Here is a 15,454-nt window from a genome sequence, read left to right as displayed (position 1 = left end):
ACTCTGGGATCTAGGCCTGGGCCGCGCGCCGCAGCGCCGCCAGCTGGTCTTCCAGCGCCGCCAGCCGCTCGTCCTGCTGCTGGGCGATGGCCCCGCGCTGCACCTTGTCGGCGGTCAGCTGGTCGCCCACGCCCGCTACCTCGGTCTGCAATTCCTGGATGGCGGTGACCACCGCGGCGGTGTTGTCGTTGGAGGCTTTCGTGGCCGCTGGAAAGGTCTGAGGCGCTCCCGCCGAACCGCCGCCCAGCAGCGCCTGCAGCGCCGCGATGGCCTCGGCCACGCTGACCACATGGGTGTTCAGCTCGATCAACTGCCCGACCTGGGCCGTCATCGTGTCCAGCTGTCGCTGGGCCATATCGACCTGGGTCCCGGCGCTGGCTTCGGCGGCCGAGACCGCGTCGCGCACCGCCGTCAGGTCGGCGAAATAGCCTTCGGACGAGGCGAAATAGGCCTTCGAGGCGTCCAGATAGGCCTGGCTGACCCCCTGCAGATCGCCCAGCGCCTGCTCGTTGCCCTGCGCCGCCAGGCCCGCCGTCTCCTGGAAGGCGGCCTGGGCGGCCCGGTATTGCTCCTCTGGCGACAGCGCCGCCGCCGGCCCGCTGTAGAGCCCGGCCCCGAAATCATGCAGCCCCTTGGCCAGGTCGGCGAACCGGTCGCGTGTGTCGGCCAACGCCCCGCTTTCGCGGTCATAGGCCCCCGACAGCGCGTCCTTGGCGTCGGAGAGCGCCTGGCTCTCCTCGGTCACAGCCGCGAAAGCGGGCGCCAGCGTCATCAGCGCGGTGAACAGCTCGGCCCCCGCCTGGGTCGACACATCCAGCCCCTGCACCAGCGACTTGAACTGCTCACGCGTCTTCACGCCCGTCAGGCCCAGCCGCGCCAGCTCACCGCTGACCGCCGCCTGCACGGGCGCCAGCCGCTCGGCCTCGCTCAGGAAGGTCTCGGCATAAAAATTGGTCTGGTCGGTGAAGCTGTCCAGCCCGCCGGCCAGGTCGACCAGCCGCTCGCGGGCCTCGACCGAGGCCAGGCCCACCGCCCCGAACACCTTGCCGATACTGGAAAGCGTCACGTCCACCACCTGGTAGTCGCGCGCCAGCCGGGTCAGGGTCTCAAACGCCCCCTCCCCCACCTTCTGGAACTGCGCCAGTCCCGGCATCACCGCGGCGGCCATGCCGTCGGCCGCCTTGCCGAACACCGCCTCCAGGGCCGCCGTGATCTCGTCCCCCTTCAGGTCCTTCAGGCTGATCTTGCCCAGGTCCAGCTTGAAGGCGTCCAGCGTCGCCACCGCGCCCTCGATGCCCAGCACCGAGGCCGCCGACAGCACCCCGTCCCGCAGCGAGCCGATCAGCAAGGTGGTCTGCCGCGCGAACTCCGGATCCAGCGCGCCGCTGATGGTCTTCTTCGACGTCGAGGTGCTGTAGGTCAGGCCAAAGGCGCTCTTCTTGGTCTCCGACAGGATCTGTTGATAGGTCTTGCCCTGCACCCCGCCCGCCAGAATGGCCCCCAGCGTCCCGGCGCTGAACGCCAGCCCCTGGTCCTGCAGCGTCCGGGTGGTCACCGAGCCGAAGCCCAGGTTCGACAGCGACGGCGCCCGCCCGCTGGTCCCCAGCTTCAGCCCCGCCGTATCCAGCATGCCGCCCACCCCCAGCGACCGCGCCAGGGCCGAGGCCAGCCGCCCGATCTGGCCATCGATCGACTTCAGCGCCGCCAGCATCGGGTTGTAGAATTCCAGCATGTTGTTGGTGTGGTCGGCCACCAGGTCCAGGCTCTTTTGGATGCTCTCACTCTTGGCCTTGCTGTCACCCAGCACCGAGCCGGCGCCTTGCGCTTCCTGGCGCTTCTCGGCGTCGTGCTCGCCGGGGACTGACCCACCGGCCGAGCCCGAGCCCAGGCTGGCCATCACCGCGATCATCGCCGCCACGAACGGGAAGGCCGCCACGCCCAGCTGGCCGAACATGCGCCCCGCCCCGGCCGCCGCGCCAGTCGTGGCTTCGGCCATGTGCAGCGTTTCGTGCGCCGCCGCAGAAGCGGCGTGAGAGACGACCCCGGCCTGGTCGGCAGAAATCTTGGCCGCCGCCTCCCAGGCCGCCTGCAGCGCCGCCTTCACCGACATGGCGAACTCGAAGGCGCGGTAGACCTTTTCGGCCGCCACTAGCGCCTGATAGGCGTTGGACTTCTTGTCCACCATGCCTTCGGCCGCCTTGGCGATGTCGCCGAAATACTGCATCTGCGCGCCGGCGGCGTCGCGATTGACCTGAGCCAGTTTGTCGGCGTCGGCCGTGGCGCCGTTCGAATACTCCGCCCGCTTCCTGGCGAATTCGGCCTGCTTCTGGGCGTAGCTGTTGAAGATGTTGAGCATGTCGCCCAGCGACTTGCCGACATCGCCGAACGCCTGGGCCATGCCCTTGGCGGCCTCCTGGCCCTGCCGGCCGACCGCGGCCAGTTTGTCCTTGGTGGCGTCCAGCGCTTGATCGGTCTGGGCCAGCGCGTCGCCGGCCGTGGACAGGCTCTGACTGACGCCGGCCGCCGCGCCGGCAAACACACTCAACGCGGCTTGGGCGCCCATTGCGGCGGCGGCATTCGCGTCGAACGCAGCCGTTTGGTTCACGAGATCCTGCGTAGAGTCGTCGACGTCCGCCCTCACACCTGAATCCGGCTTGGGAGCCGGCGGCGGCTTCGGTGTCGGCTTGCCGCCCTCGTCGATCATGCGCTTGCGGTGAGCTTCCAGGATCGAGGCGATGGCGGCGTCGGCCGCGCTGGTGATCGCGCCACGGAACTCGGCCAGATGCTTGGAGAAGCTGCTGGCGAAGGTGTCCTTGAGCGTCTTTTGGGCCTTCTCGAATTGGCCCGCGAACGGGTTGTCCAGCAGCTTGATGTAGTCGGTCTTGGCGTCGAACAGCTCGATCTGCAGCGGATGGCCCGCCGCCTTCGCCACGTCCTTCACCAGCTGGATCATCGGGTTGAGCTTGGGCAGCATCAGCTGCAGCAGCTTGTTGAAACCTCCCAGGATGAAGTTGACGGACTGGATAATCAGATCCCCTAGGGCCCCGGGCAGCATGCCCCAGACGGCCTTGACCGCATCGAAGGCGGCGACGAAGGCGGCGGCCAGGGCCGAAGCGCCGGTGACGGCGTTGCTGATGGTGTCGTCCAGCCACTGGCCGAACTTCTCCTTCATGTTGTCGATGGCGGGCCCGAAAGCCTTCTTCAGCGAGCTGGCCGCCAGGTTCCAGACGCCGTGCATGACATCGCCGGTGGTGATCGACTTGTCCTTGATGCGGTCCAGCTGTTCCTTGGTCAGGCCCAGGTTGTCGTTCAGCCCCTTGGTGTGGCGGTTCATCTCGAACGCCGCCAGCGAGAAGCCTCCGGCGATCGCGCCGATGGTCAGGGCGATCCCCGCCGCGATCAGGGCCAGGGGCGCCAGGGCCACCGCCTCGGCGGCGGCGGCGGTGGTGGCGCTGGCGGCGATCTCGCCGTTGGCCGCCGTGACGGCCGCGGCGCCGGCCACCGAGGCTTCGCTGCTGATCGATCCGGCCATGGTCGCGACCGCCATGTCGCCCTGGGCGATGCTGGCGGCCAGGGCGGCGGCGGCCTGTTCCTCGAAGGTGGCGGTGACGGCGGCGCCCTTGGTCTTCAGCAGACCGAATTCCTTGCCGACGCTGATCAGCGAGTCCTTGAGGCTCTCGCCCCGGGCCTGCGCCTTCATGAACACCTCGGCGATATCCGGAACCTTGTCGATGAAGGCGTCCAGCGGCTTGGTCCCGTTGAGGATCGCCGCCCCCACGCCCAGGAACGAGGTTTTCAGGCTGATCATCTCATCCGAATTGAGGCCGGCGGCCTTGGCGGCCTTCCTGTGCGTCTCCGCCAGCCGGCTCTCCGCCTGATCGACGTCGGTGATGCTCTTGACGGTCTGTCTGGCCGCCTCGTCCAGTTGATCGACGCTCTGCGACAGATCCTCCAGACCGCCCTTGGCCTCCTTCAGGGACACGCCCAGCCTGTTCGCCCCGCCGGACAGCGCGTCCAACCTGGCCATGGCGTCGTCAAAGGCGCTCGCCAGCCTGTCGGCGCCGCCGGACAGCACATCGACCGTGGCCATGGTCTCGCGGGCCGACCTGGCCAGTTGGGCCAGGCTGTCCGTGGCCCAGCCGGCGGTCTGGTCCAACCGCTCCAGCGCGTCGGCGGCGTCATCGACGGCCGTGGCGTCGATCTCGATCCTGAGCGAGGCGATTTCGGTCATGCTTGCCTCCTGACCATGCCAAGCCGCGGCGCGCGGAAATCCGCCGCCGATCCTCTGGGGATGGTGGTGAGTGAAGAAGGCCGGGCTCGCCCCGGGGATCGAATATTCAGACCGTCGGCGCGCCGGAACGGTCGGCCTTGCCTAGGGCTTGGCCGGCCCGTCGCAGAGCTCGGCGAGACGGGCCAGCACCTTGTCGACGCCGGTCACGTCGTACTCGGCCAGGACCGGCCCGACGATCCTATCGGTAACCAGCAGCCGCACCCGCTTGGCGCCGGGAAGGGCTGCGAAAAACGCCTGGGCGTCTGCGCCCGACACGAAGCCTGACTGATTGTAGAGCAGCACGTCGATATCGACCGCCGGCTGGCCGTCTATCCTGTAGGTCAGCCGCCCGCCGCCCCTGCCCAGAAAGGGCTGGTGATTTATCATGAGTTGTCGCGCTTTCGGCTCCGACGGCTTGCAAACCAGCCTCATGTGATCCTGGCCGCTCCGGGCGCTGGCCATGACATTGACGACATCCGTGACCGGATGTTTCACCTGGACCAGCCGCCAGAGCCCAATCGTCTCGCCCGCGTCCTCGGCGGATGTCGCTGGCGCCCAGGCCGCGAGCGCCGCCACCACAATTACCGCTGCCGTCAGAACCCGCATCAGATTCTCCCTCTCCAACCCCGCCAGGCTACCCGTGAACCGGGCGGCCTAGGATTTGGCTGGCCCGTCGCAGAGCTCGGCCAGGCGGGCCAGCACCCTGTTGACGCCGGTCACGTCGTACTCGGTCAGGACCGGCCCGACGATCCTATCGGTAACCAGCAGCCGCACCCGCTTGGCGCCGGGAAGGGCTGCGAAAAACGCCTGGGCGTCCGCGCCCGACACGAAGCCTGACTGATTGTAGAGCAGCACGTCGATATCGACCGCCTTCTGGTCATCAACCCTGTAGGTAAGTCGCCCGGTCCCTCTGCCGAGAAAGGGATGATGATTCATCATAAGCTGTCGCCCCTTGGGTTCCGACGGCTTGCAGACCAGCATCATTTGATCGTCGCCGGTCCTGACACTGGCCATGACATTGATGACATCGGTCATGGGGTTTTTAATCTGGTGCAACTCCCAGACCCCGAAAATCTCACCCTTGTCCGCCGCCGACGTCGGTGACGACCAAGCCGCCAGTGTCACCGCGAGAGTTACAACCGCCGTCAGTAAGCGCATCCCAGCCTCCCCGAACAAAGCCGGAACGCTACCCCAGGATGATTGACCTGCCTAGCCCCCCCTTCGCCGAGACCAGCAGCGCATCCAGCCTCGCCTGGACGACCGGGCCGGTGATGTTGGGGCTGGTCAGGGCGGCGGCTGCGGCCGGGGGCAGGAAGTCGGGATGGGCCAGCACCTCGGGCGGGCGGTTGAACCGCGGCGTCGGCTCGCCGCCGATCGATGCGTTGCTGCAGGCGCCATCATAGGCCGAAAGTTCCACCGCCGCCGCCACATAGGCGCTGGCCGCCGCCGCATAGGCGGCTCCGGCGGCGGCGCGGGCTTTGCGCAGTTTGTCGAGGGTCGGCATTGGGGGGTGCCCTTCCGCAGCCGGGGACAGGCGCGCCTCACGGCGAGCCAGTCCCCGGTTCGTCAGATTCGCTCGGCGATATGGGGCAGCACGCCCTCCGCCCAGGCGATGGCCGCCTCGGTGCGGATCAGGCCGGCCGCCTGGGGATGGCCGGCGGCGGTGTCGCGCCACAGCCCCTGCGCATACTCTGAAACCCCCGTGATCGGCACCGGCGAGCGCATGATGGCCGCCAGGTGGCGCGGGTTGTCAGCCAGCCCACTGGTGTAGCGCACCAGGTCCTGGCCCCGCAGCGAGCGGACATGGGCCCGAATCTCCTGGTCGATCAGGGCGGCGGCCAGGTCGCTCTCGCCCAGCCGGGGCGGGGCGAACACCGCCTCCTTCAGCCGTACGGCGCCGTCCCGGGCCTTGGCCAGCTCGGCCCGGGCCATTTCCAGCCCCACCCGCGCCAACCGCCGCATCTCCTCGACCCGCTGCGCGCGGCCGACGGGACTCAGGGTCGGGTCGGCCTTGGCCTCCCGCCGCCGCGCCTCGACGCTGGCCAGCTGACCCAGCGCCTCTCGCACGATCCGCGCCGCCTCGTGCGTCTCGGCCGCATAGCTGGCGTCCGCCAGCCTGGGCGGCCCCGCGACGGGGAACAGCGACCCGTCGGCCAGCTCGTAAACGGTCATCTGCTCGTCAGGCTGCCGCGCGGCCTTGGTGAGGCCGTCGATTTCGAAGGTCATGATCTCTCCTGCAAATCCTCAGCCATCGGAGGCCTGCGCCGTCCGAAACACTGCATCCAGCCTCAGGATTGTCCGCCGCTCCCAAGGCGTCAGCTCGATCTCCTCATCCGCCTCCCACGCCTGGATCTCCAGACGCGAAATCGGCGAGACTCCCATCCCCGTCACCGGCCGCGTGGCGCACAGGTCCAGCCACCAGGTCCAGATATGGGCGGCCAGCGGCGGCAGCTTGGGCCCATGGTACAGCCGCCAGATCGCCTCGGCGTCCCCCTGCCGGGCCTGGGCCTCCAGGTGGACGCGGAGAGGGGCTTTCAGCTTCCCCTCTCCGACCGGCTTCTCCAGCGAAAAATACGCCTCGGCGTAGGCTATCAGGCCTTCGGCGAGGCGCTGATAAAATTGGCGGTCTTGTTCGACTGCGCCGTCACCTGGGCGGCGATGTCACTGTTCATCTGGCAGAGCTGCAGGGCCAGTTCCGGCGACCACGGCTCTTCGATGCCCTCCCAGCCGACCAGCCGCACGGCCGCCAGCCTCTGGCCGAACACCACGTCGTCCTCGACCGGGGTGATGGCGTCGCCCGGCCGGTTGCTCGAGGCCTGGGCGGCCCGCTCGGCCTCCTCGCGCCGGCGGGTGTTGATCAGCTGGCTGGTCAGCCGGGTGACGGCGTCGGACTGCGCGCCCAGCACCTTCAGAACGATGTCGGTCTCCTTGCCGTCCGGCCCGATCAGATTGAAGGCGAACGGCGTCTCGCCGGCCTTGCGGGCGTTGAGCGAGGCGAGGGAAACGGCGGGGGTCTTGGCCATGCAATGGCTCCTGAAAAAGTGCGCCGGCGCGACCGGCGCATAGAGTTGAGGGAGGTCGAGTTGGGGCGGACGCGCGACTACGGAGCCTGGCTGTCCTGGATCGAGATGATCGACTGCAGATCCGCCGTGGCGCCGACACCGGAGGCAGGGCCGCCGCTGGCGTTGATCTGGGCGGTGAAGGGATAGGTGCGGATGATTTCCTTGGCCTCGCCGTCATCGGGCGTGTCGCCGAACACCTTGCATCGCTGGATCACGAACGAGACGAAGTCGGAGGTGGCCAGCGAGCCATCGGTCAACACGACAATGATCGTGAACGGCGTCTGCGCCGTGTAGAGCGCCTGCAGCGCCACCGATGAGAACTTGGCGGTGAACTGGCCACTGACGCTGATCTCGCCCCGGACGTGGTCGCCGATCTGGTTGGTGCCGACCTCGGCCTCGCCCGGCTGGACGTGGCCATCGATGCTGAACTGGATGCCGGTGATGGGGGTGGCGACGCCATTGACCAGGATCAGCCCCCCGACCGCGGTCAGGACGTTGGTCGTGGTCTCGGCGGCGGGCGTCGCAATCTGCTGGGTTCCGTTTTCGACCCGGCTCAGCCCCGGCACATCGAAGCTGACCGTGGCGTTGCCGGTGGCCGGGACGGTGACGTCAGCCTTGGCGATCTTGCAGTCCCTGAACAGCTCCGAGCGGCCCAGGCCCGAATACCATTCCTCGACGGTCCAGTAGTCGTTGACGTGGCCGCTGGTCGGAACCCAGGTCTTCTTGCCGACGGTGGTCCAGGTAGAGCCTGTCACCGGCCCGGTCTCGGTCACGCCCGGGACGGCGCCCAGGGTCACGTAGCTGATCGTGGTGGCGGTGACGGCGGTGACCAGAAAATTCTTGTTCGAGTTCGCCCCATTGAAGCCGCCCGCCGTCCACCGGCCGATGTCGCCGATCTTGACGCCGCCCTGCAGGAAATCGCCCGACCCGCGCGTGGCCGTGAAGACCGAGCCAGAGGCGGTGATGTTGGTAATCGACATGCCGGTGATGGCCGCCGTAGCCGCCGCGTCCTTGCGCAGCAACGAAGCGAACTGCTCGGTGTAGGTGCCCGGCGAGATCAGCCCGTCCAGTTTGCCGCTGGTCTTGACGATGCCGGCATTGGCGCCCGTCGACTGCTGGTGGCTGACGATCTCGTTGGACTCATAAGTATCGACACTCTTGGTGAACACCGCGCTGGTCCGGCGCTTGATCTTGCCGCCGGTGGTTGGATAGGGGATGCCAAGCTGCGACTGCTTGGCGAAAACGGTCTGCTTGAGCAGGCCTTGCTCATTGGCCATGGATAATCTCCGATCTGTGGGAGGTGGAAGGCCGGAGACCGGCCTGGTTCAGACGGTCAGGCCGTCAATCCTGGACTTGCGCGCGGAACGGGATCCGCATCGGCAGCACGTAGCGCTCGGCGTCGATATGATGGGGCAACACCTGCGGGGTCGCGGTAATCAGGACCAAAACCCCCGACGCCGTCAGGCTGGTCCCCTTCCTGAAACCCGCCTTGATCAGCGCCGCCCGGCCCGCCGCCGCCCCGCTCCCCGCCCCTGGCGGATAACAGAGGTCAACCTGCAGGAACCCCCGCTCGGCATGCCGCCCGCCGATCTCGGCGTCGTCCGGCATGGCCATGATCAGGGTCGCCCGCTGATAGGGCGTCCCGGGCGAGGGCTCGAACCCCCGGTTCTCCCACGCCGTCGCCAAGGCCGGCGTCATGGCGCCCAGCGCCGTCTCCAGCGCCCCGCGGATGGCGATCAGGGACATGGGAAACTCCTCACCCGAGAGGGTCAGTCAGCCTGAGCCGCCGCCTCGACCACGCTCACAAATTCCAGCTCCGCCAGCCCCTGCAGGCCCAGCGGCGGCCGGCCGCCCTCGCCGCGCTCCAGCGCCAGGGCGTAGGGGGTGTCGTTGACCCAGGCGAACCGCCGACCCTCTTCCACCAGCCGCCAAGCGTCCCGGAAGGTCCCGGTCCGCATCGGCGAGCGGGCGATCAGCCGCGCCCCGATCTCCCGGACCGTCCGCGCCACCGTGCCGTCGATCCGCGCCTGGACCGTCCTGGCGAAGTCCTCACCGAAATTCATCGCCGCACCCGCAGCTCGACATAGAGCGCCGTCCCGCCTGGGCTGAACGGCGTCACGGCCTTGACCGTCCCCGTCGTCCCGTCGGCCATGATCACGGCATCTTCGACCGCGAACGGACCCGGCTCGACCAGCAGCCGCCGGTCGCCCGCCAGGATCAGCGTCCCGTCGATCAGCCGGCTGTCATAGGCCTCCTCCAGCCCCGCCACGGTCCAGCTCAGCACGGTCGGCGGCCCGTTGGTCCCGGTCGCGGTGTCATAAGCCCCCGGCGCCGTGCGCGAGATCGTCACCGCCTGGCCGAATTCGGCCAGCATCCCGGCCGCCGTCGCCGCCATGTCGTCGTAAAAACTCATGCCCGGACCACCCGCAGATCGGCCGCCATGAACGGCGCCATCAACGCGTCGATGACCGGATAGCCGGCGCCGGCCCGCGTGAAGTCCTGGTACTCGACCTCGACCGCCCCGACCTTCTTGCGCTTGACCGCCTGGCCCAGATCCTGGCTCAGCGCGCCATTGCGGGCCCGCAGCGCCGCCTCGATATTGGCCCGCGCCACCTCGCCGGGCACGCTGGCGCTGTCGTAATAGACACACCCCCCCGCATCCCGCCTGGGCGCCCCTGCCCGCGGCCAGTCCAGCGCCTGCCGGGTCGAAACCCGCCAGCCGGCCAGCCGCCCGCGATAGGCCTCGCCCAGATAATCGGCCCCCTGCCGCAGCAGCGCCTCGATCTGCGCATCCGCCAGGCTCGACCAGTCCACGCCCCGGCCGTCGCAATAGGCCTTGAACCCGGCCACCGAAACGAACGCCTCAGCGTCCGCCCGGCCGGTTCCGTCCTCGACAATCAGGGCCATGGGATGTCTCCGTTCCAGAAATGCTCCCACCCCAAATCCGTCATGGCCGGGCTTGTCCCGGCCACCCATGATCACCAGGGATGGGAAAGGGCCCACGACAGGCCCGTGGCCAACCGTCGGCGCTCGTGTTCATGGGTCGCCGGGACAAGCCCGGCGATGACGACTGTAAGAATGGGTGGATGGGTGGGTTTTACCCCAGCACCACCGCCGAGAACTCCCCATTCACCGACTTGAACCCCCAGGCCAGGTGCAGCTCCCAGGTCCGCTGGCCGTACTGGGCGATATCCAGCATCAGGTAGGTCATGCCCATCGGATCGCTGATCAGCAGCTGGTTGATGGTCGGGTTCACCGGCATCAACGGCGGCCGCATTACCCCCACCACCGCCGAGCGCTCGAAGGCCAGGTTGGCGGTGTAGTTGTTGCCAACGGTCACCGCCGCATTGTCAGCGGCGGCGACGCGCAGGCCGGGCGCGGCGATGGTCACCACATTGGCGGCCAGGGCCGAGGCCACCACATACTTGTTCGGATCGCTGCCGACGGTGATCACGTCACCGGCGACGATCGTGCCGCTGCCGGTGTCCACCGTGATGGCCGTCGAACCGACCGCATAACCGGCCCCGTTGTTGACCAGATAGCCCGAGCCGGTCCCCTTGGTGTGGACCCCGATCCCGGCGCTCTCCGACAGCCGGAAACCCATCTGCGGCAGGAACTCGCCCGAGCGCCGCTCCTCGTCGCTGCCGGCCTGGTAGGCGTTCTGCAGGACGCCGAGGTTGCGCAGGTTCAGCCCCGCATTGGTGTCGAACACCATCTGCAGGTCGCTCATCGGCGCGCCGTTGTCGGCCAGGATCTTCCGCGAGTTGGTCAGGGCGTCCAGCGTGGTGGCGAACGGCGTGGCCCCGGCCGTGCCGAAGGCCCGCGAGGCGCCGACCTTGGCCGCCAGGGCCGCATCGATCTCGGCCTCGTTGCGCAGGGTGCGCATGCCCTGGGCGACCAGTTGGCCGACCCAGTCCTGGCTGATGCCGCCGTTCTCGAGGCTGCGCTGCTGCTCGCCGGTCAGGTGCCAGTCGACCTTGCGCGACTTGGCGATCACCACCGGGATGGCGGTCGCCGTGGCGTCCGTCCCCGTGGCGGCGATATTGGAGGGGGTGAAGTCGCTGGCCGCCCGCGTGGGGGCCACATCGACATTGACAGTATCGCCCTTGGCGACGCCGCGGTCGTCGAAAGCGGTGTTGATCGCGCCAACCACGCCGAACGGCTCGGCGGCCACCGCCTTGGCGGCGCTGAACAGGGTCGGGGCGAGGGAAGTCAGGGTATTGGACATGAGGGCGCCTTTCGGGGCTCGAAGAGGTTGTGATGAGTTGTGTGGGTCTCCGACCCCGGGCGCCGCCGCCTATCCGGGCGGTGTGGCAGGTAGTGTTTTCGTCAGTCGGTGAGCCCAAACCCAGGCTCAGCCATCCGCGCCGCCCGCGTCCGCGCATCCAGCGCATTGAACGCCGCCAGCGTCATGGTCCGTGACACGCCGGCCCCGCCGCCAGAGGCCCCGCCCCCAGCCGCGATGGTCCCTTTCAGGATCCGCGCCCGGTCCGGATAGGCCTCGACGATCTGCTCCAGAGCCTCGTCGAACGACGCCAGCTCCCCGGGCCGCGTGCGGCTATACAGCCGCCCGCCCGAGCCATCGACCCCGACCACCCGGCCGTCCTCGATGCGAAACTGCGTCCCGAACCGCGCCTGCACCAGATCGGCCGGCACGGCGAACTTCTCGACAATGACGCGCGACCGCGCGAACGCCGCCGCCAGGGTCTCCCCGGCCAGGCTGTCCTGCAACGCCACGATCCGCCCGTCCTTCGCGGCCAACTCCGCCTCGAACCCGGCCCGGATCTCGTCCCGCACCCGATCCAGCTCACCGGCATCCACCAGCCGCCGATCCGTCAGCGAGGCCACCGTCTCCAGCGCCTTGCGCGCCAGCTCCGGCTCTAGCCCCTCGAAATCCTTCAGCGCCCGCTCAGCGGCCTCCTTGCCCTCCCGATGCCCCTTGGCCTCGGCGTTCAGCCGAGAAATGGTCGCCAGAGCCCCCGGCGCATCGACCGGAACCTCTTTGCCATCTTCAGCCACGAACATCGGCTTGCCATCCAGCACCTCGGCATAGATCTGGCCGTCGATCTCGACGGTTTTGAGTTTCATTCGATCAATTCCCGCGCGAGCGATCCCATTAATCCGCTCATCCCCGCGAAGGCGGGGACCCAGGCTTTTTTCGTTTCGGCGGTTCAACCGCTCCAACAGCCTGGAAACATGGCTCAGCCAGCCGGCTCGCCCTCAAAAACCCCTGGGTCCCCGCCTTCGCGGGGATGAGCGGGTGTTGGAGCCGTGGAGGCCGGGGCCTCCACCGCCAATTCCCCCCGCCGCTTCATCTCCGCCACCGCCGTCTCAGCCGAGATCAGCCCCGCCGCCTTCATGGCCAACACCAGTTGCCCACTGGCCGCCGCCAGGCTCGCCGCGCCAAAGTCCTTGAACAGCGACACCGACCCGCCGTCGTCCAGCCCCGCATACCGCGCCATCAGAAACAGCGCCTGGTCCAGGCTGTCCTCGAAATTCTCCACCAGCCGCTGCAGGTCGCTCTTGCTGGCCTCGGCGTCGCCCAGCGCCTCGGCCGCCGTCCGCTGCCCGGGCTTACGCACCAGCAGCTCCGCGCCGGCCTGAATCATCTGCTGCTCGAGCGCATCCAAAGACGCCTGCCCGGCCGCAATCGCCGCCCCCGAATGCTCGACGAACTTGAGATCCCCGTCCACCGGCAGGCTCACCGCCGTCCCCGACCCAACGGTCAAAGCCGTGGTCTTGTCCCCGCCGACCAGCGCCAGGATCGGCACCCGGGCGACGTGCAGGATGGTGTCCTGGTCGCTCTGGCTCTGCCAGTGCTTCACGTTCAGATAGGCCAGGTCCAGCAGCGGCGGCTGGCCGGCCATGAAGTCGACCCGCGTGCCATACAGCGGCACGAACGGCACCACCGGCAGCCCGCTGAGCCCCTCTTCCTTCAGCACCCAGGCCTCGGACCGCGGATCCGTCCGCTCCCAGATCGCCCACCGGCCCGGCTCCAGCACCCGCACCCGCTCGACGCTCGCCTCGCCAAAATCGCCGTCCGCCTCGCTGGCGCACTCGCTCAGCCGCAGCTGCGAGAGCACCCGCCGCCCGCCGATCACGGCCGTGCGCCAGCCCAGGATCTGCCCGTGCATCACCCGCACGAAATAGGGCCGCACCCCCGCCGCCGCCTGGTCGGCCTGGGTCACCGCCCCGTCCACCGGCCGCGGCACCTCCACCAAAATCCCCGCCAGCCCATAGGTCAGGGCCTCGGCGAACATCTCGGCGGCGAACACATGGAGCGACACCCCTTCCAGGTCGATGTCGTCCGCCCAGTTCACGATCTGCGCCGGCGTCCCAACTCCCAGGGTCAGAGGTTTCGCAAACGGCTTGCCCACCATTGCCGAAACCGTCCGCCGCAACGCCGGAAACAGGGTCGCCGTCGCCAACCGGGCCCGATACCCCTCGGCCTCCTCGCCAGGCCACCGAGGCAGAAGTCGCTCCCCCAGCCCCCGCATCCGAGCCGTGCCGCCCATCAGGGCCTCCAGCATCGGCCAAGGGCTCGCCATCGTCGCCACAGCGGCGGAAGGCGCGTTCACCGCGTCGGGCATGAGGACATCCTTGTCTCTAAAGTCTGAGCGGCGCCGCCGTAACCGCCCCGCTCCGCCGCACGTCCTCCAGCGCATACCGCAGCGCGTCGATGACGTGATTGTCGCGGTCCTCGAGCACCGGCAACACCGCCTCGGTTTGCCGGTCCACCCGATACGAATACAGGCTCAGCTCATCGATCGCGTGCGAGCACCCCGGCCGCACCCAGATGTCGTAGTTCTGCAGGAAGGCCACACCCTCCTCCACCGACCCCGCCCCCTTGCGGGCCGGGATCACGCAGAAGCCGCGCCGGTTCATATAGGCGATGGTCTCGGGCCGGGCGCTGTCGGCCCGGATCGGCCAGTCCTTCGCCCCGCCCAGCCGCCCAAACAGCGCCGGCAGGTCGTCGATCTCGCACCCCACCGCCCAGGCCTCGGCGTCCACCAGAATCCGCCGCGCGTCCTCGTCGACATAGGCCTTCACCAGCACGGTCGGATCGACCGCAAACCCCCAGTCGGCCCCAAAATGCGGCCTTAAGCCAACCGGCACATCGAACTCGCAGATCCGCCAGTTCGAAAACACCGCCGCCGCCGACCGCCGCTGATACCCGCCCAGCCAGACGTGAGCGTATTTGTCGGGCTCACGCCGCCGGTCCCGCTCCATGTCGGCCTTCAGCGACGTCGTCCCAAACCAGGGATTGTCGTGATAGTTCACCGCCACGCAGGCGATGTCGTCATCATCCGCCGCCTCGGGCGAGCGCATGAACACATCGACCGGATCGCTCGCAAGCCGCGGGTTCCACGAGAACCAGATCTGCGCCCCCGGCGCCCGCAGCGTCGGGGTCAGCAGTTCCAGCGACTTGCGGCTCAGCGACTGGGCCTCCTCGACCCAGGCGATCCGATAGCCTTCCAGCGACTTGATGCTCTCGGCCGTGTGGTTCTGCATGCCCTGAAAGCTGATCAGTCCGCGCCGCGCGCCGGCCTCGTCCAGCACATGAATCTCGCCCTCCAGGATGTGGAAAGCCTCCCCCACCCCCAGCATGGCGATCTTGTTCGCCAGCAGCTGCTTGACCGACTGGTCCAGCGACCGCTGGGTTTCCCGCACACAGACCGCCCGCATCGACCGGTCCGCCAGGCACTCCTCGATCAGCAACTCGGCGAAGAAGTGGCTCTTGCCCGACCCCCGCCCGCCATACGCCCCCTTGTACCGCGCCGGCGCCAGCAAGGGCATGAACACCCTAGGGGTCGGCAGGATCAGGGTCGATGACACGGCGCTCGATCATCCTCACCAGCAGCGGCGGCGGCGCCTCATCCGCCTTGCCCTTGGAGCCCGGCGCGCCAATCCGCCCATGGAAATAGGGCGCCGCCGCCTTGGCCATATCGATCCGCTCCGACCGCGTGGCCGTGGGATCGCGCATCACCTGCAGCATGAAATCGAGCGGGCTCAGGTCGGGGTCGGGAGCGGGCGGATCGTCGGCCATGCAGCAGGACGGCTCCAACGGAAAACGCAAAAGCCCCGGCGGGGCCGGGGCTTTGGATGCAGATCTTGCACTTGA

General features: G+C 68.5%; 17 protein-coding genes. All 17 read right to left on the bottom strand.

Translation table 11 applies throughout. The annotated features are described in order from the left end of the window. Nucleotides 1–10 precede the first annotated feature (10 nt). Nucleotides 11–4,231: a hypothetical protein gene (locus tag QO010_RS01965; protein ID WP_307345222.1), complete on the bottom strand. Its 4,221-nt coding sequence runs from the start codon at nt 4,229–4,231 to the stop codon at nt 11–13. Nucleotides 4,232–4,372: 141 nt separating this feature from the next. Continuing rightward, nucleotides 4,373–4,876: a hypothetical protein gene (locus tag QO010_RS01960; protein WP_307345219.1), complete on the bottom strand. Its 504-nt coding sequence runs from the start codon at nt 4,874–4,876 to the stop codon at nt 4,373–4,375. Nucleotides 4,877–4,924: 48 nt separating this feature from the next. Beyond that, entirely contained in the window at nt 4,925–5,428 is a 504-nt protein-coding gene (locus QO010_RS01955) for a hypothetical protein (RefSeq protein ID WP_307345217.1), read from the bottom strand. Between the two features lie 28 nt (nt 5,429–5,456). Beyond that, nucleotides 5,457–5,774 carry a hypothetical protein gene (locus tag QO010_RS01950; RefSeq protein WP_307345214.1) on the bottom strand — a complete coding sequence of 106 codons (318 nt, stop codon included), beginning with the start codon at nt 5,772–5,774 and terminating at the stop codon, nt 5,457–5,459. Nucleotides 5,775–5,836: 62 nt separating this feature from the next. Further along, complete coding sequence (locus tag QO010_RS01945) at nt 5,837–6,496, bottom strand: hypothetical protein (protein ID WP_307345211.1); 660 nt, start codon at nt 6,494–6,496, stop codon at nt 5,837–5,839. Between the two features lie 18 nt (nt 6,497–6,514). Next, a complete protein-coding gene (locus QO010_RS24045; RefSeq protein WP_503128607.1) occupies nt 6,515–6,721 on the bottom strand; it encodes a phage tail assembly chaperone in 207 nt (68 codons plus the stop codon). Nucleotides 6,722–6,861: 140 nt separating this feature from the next. Then, on the bottom strand, nt 6,862–7,293 hold the full coding sequence (locus tag QO010_RS01940) for a phage-derived protein YdaY family protein (protein WP_307345208.1): 432 nt from the start codon (nt 7,291–7,293) through the stop codon (nt 6,862–6,864). Nucleotides 7,294–7,370: 77 nt separating this feature from the next. Further along, the gene (locus QO010_RS01935) at nt 7,371–8,609 is read right to left on the bottom strand and encodes a phage tail tube protein (protein ID WP_307345205.1); all 1,239 of its coding nucleotides are present in this window, start codon (nt 8,607–8,609) and stop codon (nt 7,371–7,373) included. A gap of 64 nt (nt 8,610–8,673) precedes the next feature. Further along, nucleotides 8,674–9,078 (bottom strand): phage tail terminator-like protein, encoded by a 405-nt coding sequence (locus QO010_RS01930; RefSeq protein WP_307345203.1) that lies wholly within the window; start codon nt 9,076–9,078, stop codon nt 8,674–8,676. Between the two features lie 23 nt (nt 9,079–9,101). After that, the gene (locus QO010_RS01925) at nt 9,102–9,395 is read right to left on the bottom strand and encodes a hypothetical protein (RefSeq protein WP_307345201.1); all 294 of its coding nucleotides are present in this window, start codon (nt 9,393–9,395) and stop codon (nt 9,102–9,104) included. Continuing rightward, the gene (locus QO010_RS01920) at nt 9,392–9,745 is read right to left on the bottom strand and encodes a hypothetical protein (RefSeq protein ID WP_307345199.1); all 354 of its coding nucleotides are present in this window, start codon (nt 9,743–9,745) and stop codon (nt 9,392–9,394) included. The genes QO010_RS01925 and QO010_RS01920 overlap by 4 nt, the downstream gene beginning before the upstream one ends. Beyond that, nucleotides 9,742–10,239, bottom strand: coding sequence for a DnaT-like ssDNA-binding protein (locus QO010_RS01915; RefSeq protein ID WP_307345197.1), 498 nt, complete (start codon nt 10,237–10,239; stop codon nt 9,742–9,744). Before QO010_RS01915 ends, QO010_RS01920 begins: the two co-directional genes overlap by 4 nt. A 190-nt stretch (nt 10,240–10,429) precedes the next feature. Further along, nucleotides 10,430–11,560, bottom strand: coding sequence for a major capsid protein (locus QO010_RS01910; RefSeq protein WP_307345196.1), 1,131 nt, complete (start codon nt 11,558–11,560; stop codon nt 10,430–10,432). A 101-nt stretch (nt 11,561–11,661) separates the two neighbouring features. Continuing rightward, entirely contained in the window at nt 11,662–12,420 is a 759-nt protein-coding gene (locus QO010_RS01905) for a DUF6651 domain-containing protein (RefSeq protein ID WP_307345194.1), read from the bottom strand. A gap of 113 nt (nt 12,421–12,533) precedes the next feature. Next, nucleotides 12,534–13,922 (bottom strand): DUF4055 domain-containing protein, encoded by a 1,389-nt coding sequence (locus QO010_RS01900; protein ID WP_307345191.1) that lies wholly within the window; start codon nt 13,920–13,922, stop codon nt 12,534–12,536. A 16-nt stretch (nt 13,923–13,938) separates the two neighbouring features. Beyond that, entirely contained in the window at nt 13,939–15,168 is a 1,230-nt protein-coding gene (locus tag QO010_RS01895) for a PBSX family phage terminase large subunit (RefSeq protein WP_307345188.1), read from the bottom strand. Then, nucleotides 15,137–15,379, bottom strand: coding sequence for a hypothetical protein (locus QO010_RS01890; protein ID WP_307345186.1), 243 nt, complete (start codon nt 15,377–15,379; stop codon nt 15,137–15,139). The genes QO010_RS01895 and QO010_RS01890 overlap by 32 nt, the downstream gene beginning before the upstream one ends. Nucleotides 15,380–15,454: the final 75 nt, after the last annotated feature.

This window comes from Caulobacter ginsengisoli, assembly GCF_030814835.1.
In the GTDB taxonomy this organism is placed as follows: domain Bacteria; phylum Pseudomonadota; class Alphaproteobacteria; order Caulobacterales; family Caulobacteraceae; genus Caulobacter; species Caulobacter ginsengisoli.
This window is presented reverse-complemented; position numbering and strand designations above follow the sequence as displayed.

Bases quoted from the DNA above. Each gene is read 5' to 3' on its own strand.
- QO010_RS01965 (WP_307345222.1), bottom strand. From the start codon at position 4,231: ATGACCGAAATCGCCTCGCTCAGGATCGAGATCGACGCCACGGCCGTC.
- QO010_RS01960 (WP_307345219.1), bottom strand. From the start codon at position 4,876: ATGCGGGTTCTGACGGCAGCGGTAATTGTGGTGGCGGCGCTCGCGGCC.
- QO010_RS01955 (WP_307345217.1), bottom strand. From the start codon at position 5,428: ATGCGCTTACTGACGGCGGTTGTAACTCTCGCGGTGACACTGGCGGCT.
- QO010_RS01950 (WP_307345214.1), bottom strand. From the start codon at position 5,774: ATGCCGACCCTCGACAAACTGCGCAAAGCCCGCGCCGCCGCCGGAGCC.
- QO010_RS01945 (WP_307345211.1), bottom strand. From the start codon at position 6,496: ATGACCTTCGAAATCGACGGCCTCACCAAGGCCGCGCGGCAGCCTGAC.
- QO010_RS01940 (WP_307345208.1), bottom strand. From the start codon at position 7,293: ATGGCCAAGACCCCCGCCGTTTCCCTCGCCTCGCTCAACGCCCGCAAG.
- QO010_RS01935 (WP_307345205.1), bottom strand. From the start codon at position 8,609: ATGGCCAATGAGCAAGGCCTGCTCAAGCAGACCGTTTTCGCCAAGCAG.
- QO010_RS01930 (WP_307345203.1), bottom strand. From the start codon at position 9,078: ATGTCCCTGATCGCCATCCGCGGGGCGCTGGAGACGGCGCTGGGCGCC.
- QO010_RS01925 (WP_307345201.1), bottom strand. From the start codon at position 9,395: ATGAATTTCGGTGAGGACTTCGCCAGGACGGTCCAGGCGCGGATCGAC.
- QO010_RS01920 (WP_307345199.1), bottom strand. From the start codon at position 9,745: ATGAGTTTTTACGACGACATGGCGGCGACGGCGGCCGGGATGCTGGCC.
- QO010_RS01915 (WP_307345197.1), bottom strand. From the start codon at position 10,239: ATGGCCCTGATTGTCGAGGACGGAACCGGCCGGGCGGACGCTGAGGCG.
- QO010_RS01910 (WP_307345196.1), bottom strand. From the start codon at position 11,560: ATGTCCAATACCCTGACTTCCCTCGCCCCGACCCTGTTCAGCGCCGCC.
- QO010_RS01905 (WP_307345194.1), bottom strand. From the start codon at position 12,420: ATGAAACTCAAAACCGTCGAGATCGACGGCCAGATCTATGCCGAGGTG.
- QO010_RS01900 (WP_307345191.1), bottom strand. From the start codon at position 13,922: ATGCCCGACGCGGTGAACGCGCCTTCCGCCGCTGTGGCGACGATGGCG.
- QO010_RS01890 (WP_307345186.1), bottom strand. From the start codon at position 15,379: ATGGCCGACGATCCGCCCGCTCCCGACCCCGACCTGAGCCCGCTCGAT.